This is a genomic window from Thalassoroseus sp., assembly GCF_984380535.1.
The window spans coordinates 104,807-121,565 of sequence record NZ_CFHRBF010000011.1 but is presented as its reverse complement, the minus strand read 5'-3'; the positions used below and the strand labels follow the sequence as shown (position 1 = coordinate 121,565).

General features: G+C 52.0%; 15 protein-coding genes and 2 tRNA genes. 9 read left to right on the top strand and 8 right to left on the bottom strand.

Features of this window, described 5'->3' with window-relative positions:
- Nucleotides 1–34 precede the first annotated feature (34 nt).
- The 4 genes from AC5DDB_RS16395 to tyrS all read right to left on the bottom strand — a co-directional run bounded on the left by AC5DDB_RS16395 (nt 35) and on the right by tyrS (nt 4,009).
- Entirely contained in the window at nt 35–1,747 is a 1,713-nt protein-coding gene (locus AC5DDB_RS16395; RefSeq protein WP_491740820.1) for a sodium:solute symporter family protein, read from the bottom strand.
- 127 nt (nt 1,748–1,874) lie between these two features.
- Nucleotides 1,875–2,159, bottom strand: coding sequence for a hypothetical protein (locus tag AC5DDB_RS16390; RefSeq protein WP_491740819.1), 285 nt, complete (start codon nt 2,157–2,159; stop codon nt 1,875–1,877).
- A 126-nt stretch (nt 2,160–2,285) separates the two neighbouring features.
- Nucleotides 2,286–2,825, bottom strand: a complete 540-nt coding sequence (locus tag AC5DDB_RS16385) for a dual specificity protein phosphatase family protein (protein ID WP_491740818.1) — start codon at nt 2,823–2,825, stop codon at nt 2,286–2,288.
- The gene (gene tyrS, locus AC5DDB_RS16380) at nt 2,783–4,009 is read right to left on the bottom strand and encodes a tyrosine--tRNA ligase (protein WP_491740817.1); all 1,227 of its coding nucleotides are present in this window, start codon (nt 4,007–4,009) and stop codon (nt 2,783–2,785) included. The genes AC5DDB_RS16385 and tyrS overlap by 43 nt, the downstream gene beginning before the upstream one ends.
- Before the next feature lie 163 nt (nt 4,010–4,172).
- On the opposite strand from tyrS, the gene AC5DDB_RS16375 reads away from it, so the two are divergent.
- From AC5DDB_RS16375 to AC5DDB_RS16360, 4 genes are all read left to right on the top strand, one after another.
- On the top strand, nt 4,173–4,445 hold the full coding sequence (locus tag AC5DDB_RS16375; protein WP_491740816.1) for a MoaD/ThiS family protein: 273 nt from the start codon (nt 4,173–4,175) through the stop codon (nt 4,443–4,445).
- A 105-nt stretch (nt 4,446–4,550) separates the two neighbouring features.
- Nucleotides 4,551–5,429: a ThuA domain-containing protein gene (locus AC5DDB_RS16370; RefSeq protein ID WP_491740815.1), complete on the top strand. Its 879-nt coding sequence runs from the start codon at nt 4,551–4,553 to the stop codon at nt 5,427–5,429.
- A gap of 63 nt (nt 5,430–5,492) precedes the next feature.
- Entirely contained in the window at nt 5,493–6,035 is a 543-nt protein-coding gene (locus tag AC5DDB_RS16365) for a YegJ family protein (protein ID WP_491740814.1), read from the top strand.
- A 122-nt stretch (nt 6,036–6,157) separates the two neighbouring features.
- Nucleotides 6,158–7,417: a 3-keto-disaccharide hydrolase gene (locus tag AC5DDB_RS16360; protein ID WP_491740813.1), complete on the top strand. Its 1,260-nt coding sequence runs from the start codon at nt 6,158–6,160 to the stop codon at nt 7,415–7,417.
- A gap of 524 nt (nt 7,418–7,941) precedes the next feature.
- Here AC5DDB_RS16360 and AC5DDB_RS16355 read toward each other — a convergent pair.
- The 4 genes from AC5DDB_RS16355 to AC5DDB_RS16340 form a co-directional block, all read right to left on the bottom strand.
- Nucleotides 7,942–8,664 (bottom strand): hypothetical protein, encoded by a 723-nt coding sequence (locus AC5DDB_RS16355; protein WP_491740812.1) that lies wholly within the window; start codon nt 8,662–8,664, stop codon nt 7,942–7,944.
- An 878-nt stretch (nt 8,665–9,542) separates the two neighbouring features.
- Nucleotides 9,543–10,088: a carboxymuconolactone decarboxylase family protein gene (locus AC5DDB_RS16350; protein WP_491740811.1), complete on the bottom strand. Its 546-nt coding sequence runs from the start codon at nt 10,086–10,088 to the stop codon at nt 9,543–9,545.
- 100 nt (nt 10,089–10,188) lie between these two features.
- Nucleotides 10,189–10,650 (bottom strand): nuclear transport factor 2 family protein, encoded by a 462-nt coding sequence (locus AC5DDB_RS16345; protein ID WP_491740810.1) that lies wholly within the window; start codon nt 10,648–10,650, stop codon nt 10,189–10,191.
- Nucleotides 10,651–10,722: 72 nt separating this feature from the next.
- Nucleotides 10,723–11,316 carry a TetR/AcrR family transcriptional regulator gene (locus tag AC5DDB_RS16340; RefSeq protein WP_491740809.1) on the bottom strand — a complete coding sequence of 198 codons (594 nt, stop codon included), beginning with the start codon at nt 11,314–11,316 and terminating at the stop codon, nt 10,723–10,725.
- A 310-nt stretch (nt 11,317–11,626) separates the two neighbouring features.
- On the opposite strand from AC5DDB_RS16340, the gene AC5DDB_RS16335 reads away from it, so the two are divergent.
- The 5 genes from AC5DDB_RS16335 (at nt 11,627) to AC5DDB_RS16315 (ending at nt 16,696) form a co-directional block, all read left to right on the top strand.
- Nucleotides 11,627–11,700: transfer RNA gene (locus tag AC5DDB_RS16335), tRNA-Arg, on the top strand.
- A 306-nt stretch (nt 11,701–12,006) separates the two neighbouring features.
- On the top strand, nt 12,007–13,452 hold the full coding sequence (locus AC5DDB_RS16330; RefSeq protein ID WP_491740808.1) for a hypothetical protein: 1,446 nt from the start codon (nt 12,007–12,009) through the stop codon (nt 13,450–13,452).
- A gap of 133 nt (nt 13,453–13,585) precedes the next feature.
- Nucleotides 13,586–13,659, top strand: a tRNA-Arg gene (locus tag AC5DDB_RS16325).
- 421 nt (nt 13,660–14,080) lie between these two features.
- Nucleotides 14,081–15,820: a sialidase family protein gene (locus AC5DDB_RS16320; RefSeq protein WP_491740807.1), complete on the top strand. Its 1,740-nt coding sequence runs from the start codon at nt 14,081–14,083 to the stop codon at nt 15,818–15,820.
- A 255-nt stretch (nt 15,821–16,075) separates the two neighbouring features.
- On the top strand, nt 16,076–16,696 hold the full coding sequence (locus AC5DDB_RS16315; protein WP_491740806.1) for an RNA polymerase sigma factor: 621 nt from the start codon (nt 16,076–16,078) through the stop codon (nt 16,694–16,696).
- Nucleotides 16,697–16,759 lie beyond the last annotated feature (63 nt).

Below are 16,759 nucleotides of genomic sequence, written 5' to 3'. Positions count from 1 at the left end.
GCTAAGACCCTCGCCATTGGGGGCTTAGCTTTTTTTATTGTTTGACTTGCGAAGAACTAGCATTCGACCGACGCGATAAGCTGCTAATTGCAATTCCCACCAAGAGGATGACTAGTGTTCCTAACACAGGAACTAAAAACGCGTGAAACGGACTGATCCACTGTCCTTGTTTCATCTCAAATGACTTTGCCATCTGATGTAGTGATGAGTCGGCTTGCAAGTCCATCAAGTAATCAAGCACTTTCGGTAGTGACAACCACAGGATTGCAACGATTCCGGTCAGCACGCCAATCATGGCAGCCACGTTGTTTGCTCGACGACTGAGAAAACCTAATAGGAACAAGCCGGTAATCCCACCGCCAAAAATCCCTGATAGAGTCCACCATACATCGAGTGCACTCTCTGACAGGCGAACTAGCACCAACGAAAGCCCTGTTCCTAGAACACCCCAAAGAATCGTCGCTCCATAGAGCACAAGCATCGAGGACTTTTCACTCGCATCCGGCTTGATGAGTCGTCGATAATAGTCCGTCATGATCAACGTTGCGGACGAATTCAAACTAGTTGAGACCGTACTCATCGCTGCCGCGAACACAGCGGCCACTAATAACCCTGTCATTCCAGGTGGCAAATGCGAAGCGATAAAGTGTGGGAAAACACGATCTCCGATATCAGCCAGTTTGATGTCTTCGGTTGAAGCTTGCTCGGGGTTAGGGTTGCGACCTTGTGCTTCTTTTTGAGCAAGCACTAACTGATTGACTTCCCAAAGATCACTACCCTCGCGTGTCGCAGTGGGTTGATCCGCCTGATAGAGCACAAACAATGTCGTGCCGATAAAGAAAAACAACATACTCACCGGCACATACAGCAGCCCGCCTAGCCAAATGCTTCGTCGAGCTTCTTGATCATCACGCGAAGCGATATAACGTTGCACATAACTTTGATCGACACCAAAGTTCTGTAGATTGATCACGACACCATAAACTAGCACAACTAAGAACGTCGGGTTCGCGAGATCCAAGACTAACTTGCCCGTCGAAAACTCCTCGTCCTGAAAACCGAGACCAAACTCACCAAGCGAGAATTTATCGTGTGACATAGCCACTTCGATAACATGCCCCACGCCGCCAGGTATCTTACCTAGCATCACTAGCAAACAAGCGATTGCACCGACCATCAGAATCAACGCTTGAATAGCATCGGTCCAAATGACGGCTAAGATGCCGCCAATAAACGAATACAGTGTCACCGAAATCCCAGTGACAATAAGGATGGTATAGATGTCCCACCCGAAGATGACTTGCATCGGCAACGCCATCAAGTACATCACTACGCCAATTCGGGCGATCTGCGTCAACAAATAGAAGATGCTCGCATAGATCCGCGCCCATAAGCCGAAGCGACGTTCAAGCAAGGCATACGCGGAGACTTCACCGCTGTTGCGATAGTAGGGTAGAAAGTAGCGGACGGCGAAAAACGCAACGATGGGAATCGACAGCGAGAAAACAAATGGATTCCAGTTGTCCGCAAACGATTTTCCCGGCAGCGCGAGATAACTAATACTGCTGAGATAAGTCGCAAGGATCGAGAGTCCACACACCCAACCGGGCAGCGACCGATTCGCGGCGGTGTAACCTTCGGTGGAGCGTGTTTTCCGGTAGAAGTACGCTCCGATCCCCATTGTCAGCAAAAAATAACCAATGAGGACGGCCCAATCGAGCCAAGTAAAATAGCCTCCCCCGTTCATCCTGTGCGCCTTCTAGCATGAGCGTCGATGTCTGCAGACTTCGCACTGTAACATGCGAAGTCGCCTCGTGACACGCTAGAGGAAACGAAGGAGGTGGATCGACGTTTCAACCGAGAACTGGCACTTGTTAGTCGATACCAAGGTTTCGTTCGATGCTGCGGTGCTTTTCGGACTTGCCTAAGTCGTGGAACCAACGGTCCGGGTCGCGTTGCCGGACTTGATCGGAGCGGGCCTCACGACCGGCCTCCTCAACCCAAGCGTCGGATTCATCGTCGGCCCAGGCATTTTGATCATGGCCCTTGGGTGCCAACGAGCTTTTCAGATAGTCACCGGTGGCTTGAATCGGCTTCATCAAACCGCAGCCACTAATGCCCACCAAAACTGTAAAGATGAGAGTCGACTTGAAAGACATAGACGCACCCCGACCGCATGGCGAGAATCATCCCGGCGGATCATGAGTCATTTGAGTTGAGATTTTGAGAGAGTGCGCGGAGTCTTGCAAAAACGGTGAACCGCGTCTAGATCAAATTTAACCTGCCTATTGACTGTACGCACTATCCTCGGTTCCACTCAAAATTTGGCGTAAAATGGAAAGTTTTCTTTCATCCACTTTTTCGCCGAAGTGAACCATGATTTGTCGTAAGAATAACTCGTTCGGTCGAGTCCGTACTACTTCGGAGAGCTGTTCGGCGGCACTCAGAATTGACATTTCACAGTAGCACAAATAGGACAGGGCAATTGCGGGGCTGCGGCTGATTGCTCCACGGCAATGCACAACCACATTGCCTTTCATGCGCCCGTTCTCGATGAAACGACAAGACTCCTCGATCGAGGAAATCATGGAATCATCAGGGTCTTTAAGGTTGAGACGTAAATATGCAAACTGATCAGGATGGTAATTCGGCAACTCGATCGCACAGTTGACGATATGCGTTATTTTTGCAGCGTTGAGAGTTTCGAAATCACGCGCATCGGCATCGGTTGAAACGAATAATCCCTTCACGACTTGCCACATAAAGGAACTCTCAATTGGCTTCACACAAGTTTCACCTGGCAAAACTTCTTTTTGCCAGCCCAAACGAGTAATCCATCCGTGACCGTAATCGGGTCTTCGATGGACTGGATTGGTGTTTTGTCCTCGGTGAGTTTTGCGCCGCCTTGCTGCACGAGTCGACGGGCTTCGCCTTTCGATTTGCACAAGTCGAGGGCAACAAACAAATCCAACGGCGGCATTTGGCCGTCTTGCAGTTGGCTGCTTGTGAGTTCTTTGACGGGGATATCCGCGGGCAGTCCGCCGCCACCGATTTCCGTTTGCCAGCGGTCAGCGGCGGCGTTCGCATCATCTGCGGTGTGATAGTCCGCGATGACCGCTTTCGCGAGCGCGACTTTCGCATCCTTCGGATGACCGGCGACCAACTTTTTTACATCGTCTAACGGAAGATCGGTGAGCAATTCGAAGTACATCGGCATGACCGCGTCGGGTAGCTGCATGAACTTCTTCATCATCTCGTAGGCCGGCTCGCTGATGCCGATGTAATTTCCCAAACTTTTGCCCATGCGTTTTTCGCCGTCCGTGCCGACGAGGATCGGGCTCATCACGCCAATCTGTTGGGGCAGACCGGCGTCTTTTTGCAGATCGCGGGCGAGCATGAAACTGTAAAGTTGCTCGGTGCCGCCGAGTTCGATGTCCGCCTTGATCTTCACCGAGTCCCACGCCTGCATTAGCGGGTAAAGACATTCGTGGAGATAAATCGCCGCTTCGTTCGCCATGCGTTTCGAGAAGTCGTCGCGGGTCAGTAGTTGGGCAATCGTAACCTTCCCGCACAGCATGAGAATGTCCGCCAGGCCCATCTCGCCGAACCAATCGCCGTTGCGATGCACTTCGGCTTTCTCCAGATCGACCACTTTGCCGACTTGGCTGAGATAGAACTGGGCATTCTCTTCGACTTCCTCCGCTGACAGCCGTTTGCTGCGGGCTTCGTCGCGGCCGCTGGGGTCGCCGACCATCGCGGTGGCGTTGCCGATGATGATCACCGCTTGATGCCCCAATTCTTGGAACTGCCGCATTTTCCGTAGCGGCACCGTATGACCGAGATGCACATGGGCAGCGGTCGGGTCGATGCCGTACTTGATCCGCAGCGGTTGGCCACTTTCGCGGCTGGCGGTGAGTTTCTGGGCGAGTTCTTCCTCGGGAACGATTTTTTCGATACCCCGCCGAATGATGGCAAGCTGTTCGGCGACGGGCGGAAATGCGGTGGTCATGGGGCGGCCAAATTCAGAACATCCGTTACGGGTTGGCGATCCGAAGATCAAAGCGAAAGCGTAGCAAGCTGTCGCCGGTCATTCCACCGCGGAATTGTTGCCGCCGGGCGGTTTTGTCATACTTTGAGGGTCAAAAATCGAATTCGACCGCCAACGTGCCATCATGATTCAACTTGAAATCCCAGCTGCGTTGAATCGCTTCACCGACGAGCAGGAAACGGTTCCACTCGAAGCCGGCACCGTGGGCGAGGCACTCGAAGAGTTGTGGACGCGGTTTCCGAAACTGCGAAGCCGTGTACTGGACGCCAACGGCGAGGTGTTCCCTTACCTACTGCTGTTTCACAACGGGCACAAACTTTCGCGGTCGGAATTCAAAACTCACCCGCTGAACACCGGCGACACGCTGGAAATTGTCGCCCTCGCTGAAGGTGGTTAGAGTGGGTGGCGATGAGAGTAATGAGTCGAGAGTAGAGGGTGGAAGAGAAGATCCTAGCCCAATACTGACAACCGTTGACATTCAACATACCGATAAAGGGACACCATGCGAAAACTAGCGCTAGCTTTCGTCGTTTGCGTGAGCGTTTGTTCTTCCGCCATCGCTGCGGACAAACTGAAGCTCTTGATCGTGGACGGCCAGAACAATCACCAGTGGCAGAAAACCACGCCGATTCTGAAAGCGTTCTTAGAAGATACGAATCGGTTCACCGTCGATGTGGCGACGTCGCCGGGCAAGGGTTCGCAGCCGGACGCCTGGAAATCGTTCCGCCCGGAATTTGCGAAGTACGATGTCGTTCTCAGCAATTACAACGGCGAACCATGGCCGGAGAAGGTGCAAAAGAGCCTGGAAGAATATGTTTCCGGCGGCGGTGGGTTGGTGATTGTACATGCGGCTAACAATGCGTTTCCCGGTTGGCCGGAATGGAACAAGATGATCGGACTCGGTTGGCGAAACGCAAAATACGGTCCGCGGGTGACCGTCAATGACGCGGGTGATTCCATCCGCACCGAAGCCGGGGAGGGGCCGGGAGCTGGGCACGGGCCGCAACACCAATTTTCGGTTGTCGTTCGTGACCGTGGCCATGCTGTCATGGAAGGTATTCCCGCCGAATGGCTGCATGCGAAGGATGAACTCTATCACGGCCAACGTGGTCCCGCGATGAATATGCATATTCTCGCCACCGCTTATTCCGCTCCCGATCAACGCGGCACCGGTGCTCACGAGCCGATGGTCTGGTGGATCCCTTACGGCAAAGGCCGTGTGTTCACGAACGTAATGGGTCACGCCGACTATTCCATGCATTGCGTCGGCTTCCAAACCATCACCGCCCGTGGCTGCGAATGGGCCGCAACCGGCGAAGTAACTCTCCCCGTGCCAGACAGTTTTCCGACCGCCGAAAAAACAAGCACCAATCAACCTTAGTTTGTGTATCGAGTTGAATGTGGTTCCTATCGCTCGAACGATGAAATCCCAAAGTCACAGCTTATGACCAAAGCTACCTGCAGTATCAGTTCGCTAGGATTGCTAGTTTTACTACTAGCATTCGCAGGCTGTGATCACCAAGCCATCGAGTCTGGCGATACCATTCAACGGGACGGCCAACCCGACGTTATGTATGTCGAAAAGGGCGACTCAGAGATGGAACAAGCGCGTCAGAAAGCGCGTGAAACTGTCGACCAGTTCATCAAAGCTCTGGACTCGCCAACGCCATCACAGTCTCACTTTGCCATCAAGGTACCGATTGAAGAAAACGACTTGGTCGAACATATGTGGCTCAATCCTGTGCGACATGACGCCGGTCGTTTTTTTGGAGTTCTCAACAACAATCCTGTGATGATCACAACCGTCAAAGCCGGTGATCAGGTGGAAGCTTCGACGGATGAGATCTCGGACTGGCGATATATCGAAGACGGAAAACTAGTTGGCGGGTACTCGATCCGACTGATGCATAGCCGCCTTTCGGAGGCAGAACGAGAAGCGTTCGACCAACAGTCTCCCTACAAGATCGAGTCAAGCCCATTTGATTAGCAGTTGGCCTAAGTTCCAGGCTAAAGTAAGAGTCGTCGTATCATGAAGATTAGATCTTAGAATTCCACTCTCCCGACCGACCCCAATTGATCATTCCTAATACTTGTTCCATGAGTTATTCCATGCCTCGAAATTTGCTGTTGCTAGTTGCTATTTTTTCTGTCGGTTGTGCCAAGTCTTCGTCAGACTCCGAACAAGCGGTCCCCGCCGATGGGCAGTCGTCGAAGACGATCGAACCGTTAACCCAAGACCAAATCGCCCAGGGTTGGGTGCGGCTGTTTGATGGTGAAAGTTTATTCGGTTGGCACGCGACGGATGCGGATGCCGATGACGCTGTCACATGGGAAGTCAAAGATGGCTCAATTGTCGGCAGCGAAGGCGGCAAGAGTCTACTAATGACTCACGTTCCCTTCGGCGACTTTGATCTGCAGTTTCAGTATAAACTCGAAGAGGGTGGAAATAGCGGTGTCTTCCTAAGAAGCAAAGCGAATCCTAAAGATCCTACGGTCGACTGCTACGAACTCAATTTCTGTGATACGCACGCGGAGTATAAAACTGCAAGTCTCGTCGGTCGCACGCAGCCGGAAGAACCCGTTTCAGGCGACGGTGATTGGCAGTCCGTCAAAGTGCGATGCCTGGGCAACCAAATTATTGCATCTTGGAATGGGAAAGAAGTCCTAAACTTTAGAGATGAGAGCGAGAATTTTCGCAACAGCGGTTTCATCGGTTTGCAGAAGAACGCCGGCAAGATTGAATTTAAGAATGTGTCGCTAAAACCGTTGCGACTTGAGTCACTCGTGTTTGACGACACGCTCGTCGGTTGGCGGGAAGTGCCGGGATCGAAAAGCGAGTTCAAACTGAAAGACAGCAAGATTCATGTCACCAACGGTCGGGGTTATCTCGAAACCGAAAAGACCTGGGGCGACTTTGTTCTACAAGGTGAAGTCATGACGCACGGTGATGCGCTCAATAGCGGCATCTTTTTCCGAGCAATGCCAGGCACCGAGAAAGACCCGGCCAACGGCTACGAATATCAGATTCAAAATGCCTATGAAGATGACGACCGCACCAAACCCGCCGACTTTGGAACCGGTGGAATCTATCGTCGCGTGAAGGCTCGCAAGGTTGTGTCGAACGACAAAGAGTGGACGTATCTCACACTCGTCGCCGTCGGGCCAAACATTGCGACTTGGGTCAATGGAGAACCCGTCGTCGCCTGGACCGATGACCGCGAGCCTGACGAGAATCCGCGAAAGGGTTTGCGAACCGAACCCGGTCACATCAGCCTGCAAGGTCACGACCCAACCACAAATCTCGAATTCAGCAACCTCCGCGTCGCCGAAATCGCAACACCGTTTACTAATGCAGTCGAAGACGAATAGTAGTGAAACAGCCGACATATCTGCATCTTAAAAAAGCCAGAAATATGCTTATATGTTTATCACCTTGGTTTGAGCGTATGAATTCTCGGCAATGAAGCGAACTCGAAACAAGCGGCATACTCTCAGACAAATTTTGGGAAGCCCCGAGAAGCAAGTACAATGTAGACTGTGTTTTAAGAGTCGGCAGCAGTTCCCTGAATTTAAAACTGAATGAATCCTTGCCTTATGCTTTGACACTTATGCTAATTAAGGCCTTAGAATTGACAATACAACTTATTGAATCATTGACATAATGAAGTCTTGAAGTTTCCTCAATAGTAATTAGAAGTTATGAAGCCATCAAAATCGTTGATGCTCTTTGTTAGACAACAGTGCCAGGACAATAATCCTGGCACCGGATTACGACACTAAATTAGTTTGTTCATAAAGAGAGGCTAGATACAGCAAATGTCGGATGCATCTTCCTTTCAGCGGGGTGCTCACTCGAAAGTGCTTGTATTCTAGCAACAATGGCAATATGTTCCTTAATCTGTGCTACGGTCGAAGCCAACTCTTTGTTCATTACGCATCCACCAGAACTTATGATTCCCAGAAGTGATTTTGTACTTACGTCCTGAATCAGCAAGTATAATTGTTGGAGCGATACCGTTGACTTCGTTCGATATCCCACTGAATGTCTTGCCGGATTCCAACGTGTAGCTCTTCCCGCTGGGCTGCATTTTAAATTGAACATTACGCCCTGCATCATTCTTGATGGTATACTTAATTTCGACAGTCCTATTGCTGCCTCCATTAGGACTATAACCTTCTGGTCCATACACTCGGAATTTGTAGAGAAGAATGCCGCTCGCCCTACTTTTCCGGACTCCCGTCAGTCTGTTGTAGTCAGAGGTGTTCTGAAATGTTCCGGGTTTAAACCCCATTTCCTGTACGGTGACTACTAGACCCCGCTTGTTTCCTTTGAATGCATTCTCCTTCTTGTCGTCCTTGGTAAACGTCGTAGTGTTAGCAATATAAGGGCCAATTTCCTCGTATTTATTCTTTAGAGTCTGTACGACTTGGTTCTTAGAGAATTGCTCAAACGCCTGAATGTTTGCCATGCCTTCAATCTTGCCGTTAACCGCGTCTAACGCCAATGACCTGCCCTCAGCCTCACCATTGATTTTACTTGGCCGGTTAATACTCCATCCATATTCCCCAGAACCCTCCATAAGCAGGTAGCGGGATTGCGCTTGAACACTGTCCATGCACATACAACTCAAAGAAACGGACGCGATACTTACCCACCAGATACACCAATTCATTACACTCTCCTATATGGGCATTTTTTTGTGGCTACTAACGTAATCCAGTTGCTCGTATCCAACATCTACTTGCACCGCGATTGTCGATTGCCTCCTTTCATTTCTCCTCAAACGCACAGTTTAGTGCTCTCCTACTGTGTCGAACTATACTTTTTTTAGAACATGCCGAAGCATCGCGAATGATCGATTTTACGGAAACAAACACCAACCAAGTTCAGCAAAACTGAGATTGGCCTTATTGTTACACCAGGATGTCAAATACAAGCAGTGACATGAGACACGCGCGGAATCATATCAGGTAAATGCAATGACAGCCTTGCACTTGCAACAGCAGGCAAAGATCAATTTCTGGCCGACTTTTCGTTCGCCGAGCAGCAGCAATACAAATCGTCTCCAAAGCTGACGATTCAAGTGGGTGACGACACCTAGCGAGGTGGAGACCCGGTAGTTCCCATGAGATTGTTCACGATCGGAACATCACCAATCAGCCATCAACAGGAATAAACCTACAGTATGTATACAAACACTTGAGGCGACAGTCAAGCTGCGAATATCTTCAGGAAAAAATTAATCAATGGTCATCGAACTTTGACAATGACATTTTTCCCGCGAAAGTCATCTAATGGTCGCTTGCCAAATATGTAATATAAGACTGAGAAAAGAGGGATACGTCGTTCCAATCGATCTGCTAGCGAAGATAGTCTTACACTCGTATTTAGTTTTGTTGAACCAAGTTTCCTTGGCAATCGGAAGATGGTTTGAAATAGCTAGTCAAAGAGCCCCCGGTTGACAATGATCCGACCGGGGGCTCTTTTCATGAATCAGGCCGTTGTCAACTCGGGGGCGGCTGGAAAATCGACTTCGGTTCCGGCAACGTGATTGAAGTAGTTTGTGAAAATGTTGAGTGCCACGTTGGCAACGATCTCACTGATCTCTCCATCACTGTAACCGGCTTGACGGACACGTTGAATGTCCTCGTCGGAAACCCAGCCTCGTTCGTTGACGACTTTCTTCGCGAATTCGAGGGCGGCTTGTTCTTTTTCGTCTTTGGCTTGGGCACGGCGAGCGTCACACGTTTCCGCCTCCGTCAGACCGGCTCCTTTTCCCAAAGCCGTATGTGCTGCGACGCAGTACTCGCAATTGTTGGTCTCGCCAACGACCAGCGCGATTTGCTCCCGCAACGGGGCAGGTAGGCTTCCGCCGGAAAGCGTCTGACTGAACCCTAAGTAGGCGTTCGCAACGGCGGTGGAATTTGCCATCGTTGCGATGAGGTTCGGCACGAGTCCCAACTTCTTCTGCACTGCGCCGAGTAAATTCGCAGTTGCGGTGTCGGTGTTGTCTTTGTTGACTGGTTGAATACGAGGCATCGTTCTCTCCTTGTGTTAACGTGACCAAAACGAGTTGAATTCGTCATGAAGTGTTAGAGGTTTATGGTCGCACAGTTCGTACGCAGAACCGGCAAAAAAGTTATCGAACCAGCGGTATACCCGCGTCGTCGGTTGGTCTCGGTCCGGGTGCGGGCCAATGAAATTTGCGTTGATCTTCGTCGATCGCGACATCATTGATGCTAGCTTCACGACGACGCATCAGCCCTTGTTCGTCGAACTCCCAAAGCTCGTTGCCATACGCTCGAAACCATTGACCATCGGCATCGTGAAACTCGTATTGAAACCGAACAGCGATCCGATTCTCGCTGAAGCTCCACAGAGACTTGGTCAGGCGATAGTCGAGTTCTTTCTGCCATTTATGGGTCAGGAACTCCCGAATCTCATCCCGACCCTCAATAAATTGGCCACGGTTCCGCCACTGCGAATTCTCGGAATACGCCAGGGAAACACGAGTCGGGTCACGGCTATTCCAGGCGTCCTCGGCGGCCCGAACTTTGGCGGTAGCAGACTTCAGAGTGAATGGGGGTCGTATGTCAGACATTAGCATCTCCAATTATTGATCCAGACTTAACAATACAGACAGGTCTGTCTACGTCTTCGCAAAAAAATAGGGTCAGCTTCGCTTTCGCGAAGATTTCGAAACGAGAGCTAAGGCCGCTTCCTTGGCCACATTTGCCGACGTAGACGACTGCTCCATGACGGCAGTGACGATCGCGCCTTCGACAAGTAAAGCAATCGCCGGAGTGATCGCGTCGGCAACTTTTTCTCCCACGGTTTGAACAATGGTCTGCTTTAACATCGCCTGAAACCGGTGTTTGTGCTGAGCCGCAAACTTCGAACCTTCGTGCTTGGCATTCGCAAGCTCCACACAGGAATTGATGAACATGCAGCCTCGAAACCCTCGACTCTCGAACCAGTTCTGCAAGGCCCCAAAGAAAGCTTCCAAAGGGTTCAGCCCCGCCTCAATATGTCGTTGCATCCACTTCTCGAACATGGCATCGAACTTTTCCTCACGATATTGCAAGACGGCGAGGAGCAGTTCGTCTTTCGAAGAGAAATGGTTGTAAAGCGTCATCTTGGCGACCCCGGCCTCCGCAATGATACGATCAATGCCAACCGCATGAATGCCATCGGCATAGAACAACTGCTCGGCCGTTTCGATGAGCCGCTGACGGGCGTCTGATTTTCGGGTTCGCGTTTTACTCATGCCTGAAATATACAGACCTGTCTGTATTTAACAAGCCTATTTTTCGATGCCTTTCGCATGTTCTGGCCAAAAATGAATGAACGGTAAATGAAACTCGTTCCTGAGTATGAACTTAGATCACGAAGAATTCTTTAGCTGAAATCGCATCTAGGACGATGCCTCATAGGATTCCTCAGAAATTTGACACCTCGAAACTTTCCGCATCGGCTAGAATTCGATATTCTTTGCACAGCGGGTACCGCGACAACGAAAGAACATCGCAGGTCCCAAAGACGCTGCCCGTTAGTGGCACTGCATGCTTTTATAATTTGTCCCCGTAGATCAATTGGATAGATCGTCGGCCTCCGGAGCCGAAGGTTAGAGGTTCGAATCCTCTCGGGGATACTAGACTTACGACAAATCGCTCCCTCGCCGGTACAGAATCGCGGCCAATTCTTCCACCGGCACCGCCGTTTTCGGCTGCGTCACGGCTACGCGGCACAATCTTCAAGCTTGCTGGGTTTTCCCCGGCTCCGTTTGGAGGATTCGCAGATGGCTCGCAGACCGAGACCTTGGTACAGAAAAGACCGCAGTGCGTGGTTCGTCACCATCGACGGACAGCGGCACAATCTCGGGCCAGATAAAAAGACGGCCTACGATTTCTTTCACGAGTTGATGTCGAAACCGCAGAGGCGGTTGAGGGTTCCAACAATGACACCACCGACGGAGGACACCTGCCTGTTTACGTCCGCTCCGCTCAACGAATCCACAAAAGTCGAGCACACGATACCGGAGTCGCTCGGTGGTCGTGTCAGATCGAGTGTTGTTTCCAGTACAGACTTTAACGAGGGGTGGGGAGAGACACTCGTTCCCGCGCTCAAGAAGCCTTACGCCATGATCATGAATCGACTCGGACCACTTCTGCCGGGCATTCATCAGTCTGGCCAACTCAGGGTCGATGTGCGTGGCGAAGCACCCGGACTCGCGCTGGACGATGAGGGTGTGCTGACGCGGCAAAACCTCGACATCGTGGCTCGCGACGAGGAAACAAATCGTCCTCGTTCGGTGGTCGGAACCAGCGAAAAGGCGATCCGTGGGATTCTCAAACAAGCAGGCGCTAGAGACGACCAGATCGTGTTTTCGATGGTTCCAGCTTCGACCGCTACGACGTTCTACACGAACGCACCTGTCATTTGGAAGGAACTGGAAGTCGCCGCGCTTACGAGCACCCTCTTGACGTTCGATCATTTGACACGAGACACGGGCCGGCGTTTTACCCGATCAGATGAGCTTCTTGAGGCCCGACAGTTCATTCGGCAAGCTGTTGACACCCGAAGAATACAAGATGGGGAGCCGCTGAATCGGATGTCTCTGGGAATGCAATACGAAAATCTCGAATTGTTCCGAGAGCTACGAACGAAAGTCAGTCAGGATGTGTCGCCGTTTGAGCACACTTTGATCGCGTCAGCCAACGTCGCCACCCGCACGCTTGATCTTGTTTGGAATGCCTTTGGTTTCGATCCATTTGGATTCCGATTTCGCAACTGGACGGGTGAAGGGTTTACGCTGGTGTTTGTGAATCCGATTTTGGCCAAGACCCAAGTTAGCGAACTTGTCGAAATCCCGTCCACCATGCTGCTTTGCAAGCCGACAGACCGACGAGCGTTTCCAGACCAGTTCACGACTGGGGACGAAATGCAGCAAGCGATGGCGGAGATTTCGTGCGCTCGGCAGGAGGCGTGGAACGACGCCGTTTATCTTGTGGAGATGGAGGCTGACGACCTCATTCGAGCAAACCTCGCACTGGCCGGAGATCTGGCTGATGGAGAAACGCGGATGAGGCAACTTATTGAGCGCCGGCTCATTCGAATGTACGGTCGGAAGGCAGGCGACTCGGATTTCGTTGCCGACGTTGAAAGCATCGTTGACGAGCGAATGGGAAGCGTCAGATCTGAAATGTTGAACGAAACATATTTCGCCGACGCTGAGAACGCGGACATCTCGTGGGACCAATGGTTGGCCGCGTACCGCGATTGCCTTGGCAATGCTGTGAAACAACACGGGAAGCCCGGAGATGCGTTCCAAGCATCAAGCGGCATCATCCACGATAAAGTGGATGCGCAACCGCTTGGACAGGAGCCGGATCGAGGTGATTGATCGCTCGGTACAGAATCCGGTACAGAATCGGTGGTGGTTGGTACGGAATCGTGTAAAATATGGACGTTGGAGCAAGCCTGATGGATTGTCAGCGGTTGCGTAAAAGGTTCTCCGACAACAGCTTTCGGCTCTCGTCCCCGTAGCTCAATTGGATAGATCGTCGGCCTCCGGAGCCGAAGGTTGCAGGTTCGAATCCTGCCGGGGATACTTTGGATTGCTGACGTCGCTTTTTTGGCAATTCTGTTCATCGGAGCGGATCGGGCCTGCTCTGATACAGCCAAAATTGACGCAATGACCATCTTGAAAAGCCCTGTCTCGGGATCAGCCGGAGACGGGGCTTTTTGCGTGCTGAACCGGGCAACGGGAACGCGATGGTCGGCATCGCATGTTCGTCATCCAACGTCTGAGTGATCCTGAGTGGCGACAGTCGTAGTCAGTGGGGTACTCTGTCCTCCACAGACTTGAGAAACTAACCGGCAGCTCATCACTACGGCAGGGTTCAATCATGCGCGGATGCAATCGGCAGGGGAATTTTCCGGGCTGGGTCCTTCGTTCTTGTTGCCGGGTTTTCACAGTGGTGTGTCTGGTTGCTTTCGCCGGGACGTCTTTCGGGGCGGAACCGCCTCGGATGCTGTTTCAGGACGGGGAGGTTCACGATGTCGGTGCACCGGGCGGTTCGCGAACGGCCTTCGCCGTCATGCGTTTGCCGAACGGTCGCTTTGCATTTTACGATCGCTATGCGCCGACGAAAGGCCCGCTATCACTCCCTGATGCCGACGGTCAACTGCATCAACTCCTGCCACATTTGCCGCCGGAAATTTTGGCGAGTCAGAGGATCATCGAAAGCGGCATCCTTAACAATGCCCAGGTCGTGTTGTCGCAGGATGGTCAGGTCAAAAGCGTTCGGGTGATAAAGCAAGAGTTGGACAAACAAGCTTCGCAACAAGTGGGACTCAGTTGTTACTTGAATACTTGGATCGATCGCGTCGGTCCGACCGGAACGCATCCGCCGCTGATGACTTGGCGGGGATACAACGGGTCTCTAATGGAATACCAGGAGTTGCAAAATGGTCGACTGTTGGTGCCGCATGGAAGTCTGATCCCTCACGCACGAGCCGTTCCACCAACGGGTCGACATGAGACGGTGATTCAGTTCTCCGATGACGGCGGCGACACATGGGAACTGAGCCACAGCAAGTTGATCGCCCCGTGCTATGCCGGGTTCAATGGCTCGAACGAGGGTGCCTGCGAACCGGCCTTCGAAGAACTCAAGGACGGCCGCATCTGGATGTTAATGCGAACGACCGCGGGATTCCTTTATGAATCATTTTCTTCGGATCATGGCACGACCTGGACGCCTGCCCGTGCGAGTCGTTTCAACACCTCCACAGGACCGCCGAATATTATGCGGCACCGCAATGGCTGGCTGGTCGTCTGTTGGAACAACTGCGAAATGCCGCCCCGTGCGAATGGCGATGGCGTCTATGGTGGTCGCGACGCACTGCATATTGCGGTGTCCGATGATGAGGGCAAAACCTGGCGTGGATTTCGAGAGATTTATCTTGATCATCGACGCAATGACAACCCTGCGAAAACGGGTGATCGCGGCACGGCGTATCCATTGGCCGCCGACACGAATGACGGGCGTATCATTGTCCTGGCTGGGCAGGGGAAGGGCGGACGCAACCCGATCCTGATCGATCCCGAGTGGATCGTGGAGACTACTGCCAGCGATGACTTTTCGAACGGACTGCAACACTGGTCAACCTATACTCATCACGGCCCCGCTAAGCGCTGGTGGCGAGCTCGCGCCCCCGGAGCAACGTTGATCGGACATCCCGATGACGAGTCGCGGATGTGTCTTCAAGTTCGCAAGCAACCGGATCTACCGCCGGATGGGGCCACATGGAATTTTCCGAATGGCTGGCGAGGCACGCTTGAGGTGCGAGTCAAGCTCCTGGCCGGTTCCCAGGGTTCGACGATCGCCTTGAACGACCGAATGTTTGATCCGGCGAATGATTTTGGGGAAGAGTTCGCTGTGTTTCGGGTTGAATTGAACGATCTTGATCTGACACCAGATCAATGGCATGTGCTGCGATTGGACTGGGATCTTTCCCAAGAACGCTGTCTTTTGAAAACCGACAATGCTCCACCCGTTGAACTTCCGTTGCGTCATCCGACATTGAACGGGCTGTCTTACCTACGTTTTCGCTCGACCGCCAAGGAAGCCGATGCACTTGGCTTGCTCGTTGAAAACGTCCGAGTCACCATCACCGACTCGGTGGCACCGGAATGCAGTCCCGAGCAACAAGCCGTACACGAGCGGCGCTACGTAGAGCAGGTCGTTCCGACCTGGAGCGCTCAATAGTTCTCTCGATGCTAGTCCAGATTGGTCCTGACGTTCCTAATCTCACTCGCGGAGTCACGAACCAGCTGGGCTTCGTAACCCCAATATGAGGAATAGGTAACAGCGACAGCAAGTTGCAATTGGTCAATTTGTGATTCTAAGTCATATACAAGTGACAACATTTACGGTTGCACATGAGTCGAATCATGGACAGACTTTATGAATTCCGCTTAACAATTTGGGTTCGACTCGATTCACACGCGCTCCGAAAGATTGATGTCGCTTTCCAGCCGGGACAATACGTCTGTAACTTTGTTAGCTCGCTTGGCCAGTGGCAGTGACGAGGCGTGGGCTTCGTTAGTCGATTTCTATTCTCCCCTGATCTATCGTTGGGCTCGCCGCCAGGGTTTTCAACCGGAAGACGCTGCCGAACTTCTGCAAGAAACGTTCTTGTTAGTGTCCCGTCGGATCGACAGTTTCCACCGTCGTCGACGGGGGGCGTTCCGAAAGTGGATATGGACGATCGTCCGCTTCAAGGCGATGGCATTACAACGCGGAACTCGACGCTGGCCCATGCTCGATGTCGATTTGGATGGTTATCTCGCGTCGTTAGCCGACACTCCGCTACACCTATCTCCCGACAGAAACAGCGATTCCGACGACGAGTCATTTGCCGGGGATGCGCTCCCGACGAATATTCTCTCCGCATTGGAGCAAGTCCAAGATCGCGTGCAATCTCATACTTGGCGGGCCTTCTGGTTGACCACAATCCAAACCCGATCTGCCGCTGAAGTGGCCGAGACATTGTCCATTTCCGTCGCGACGGTGCATCAATCGCGGTCACGATGTTTGCGACGATTGCGAGAAATCATTGCGGAGAAAGGCCGAAGTCCGTAGCGATTCGAATTTTTTGAAGACGTGTGTCAGTGCCACGACATTAACAGTGAGACGAAAGGTTCG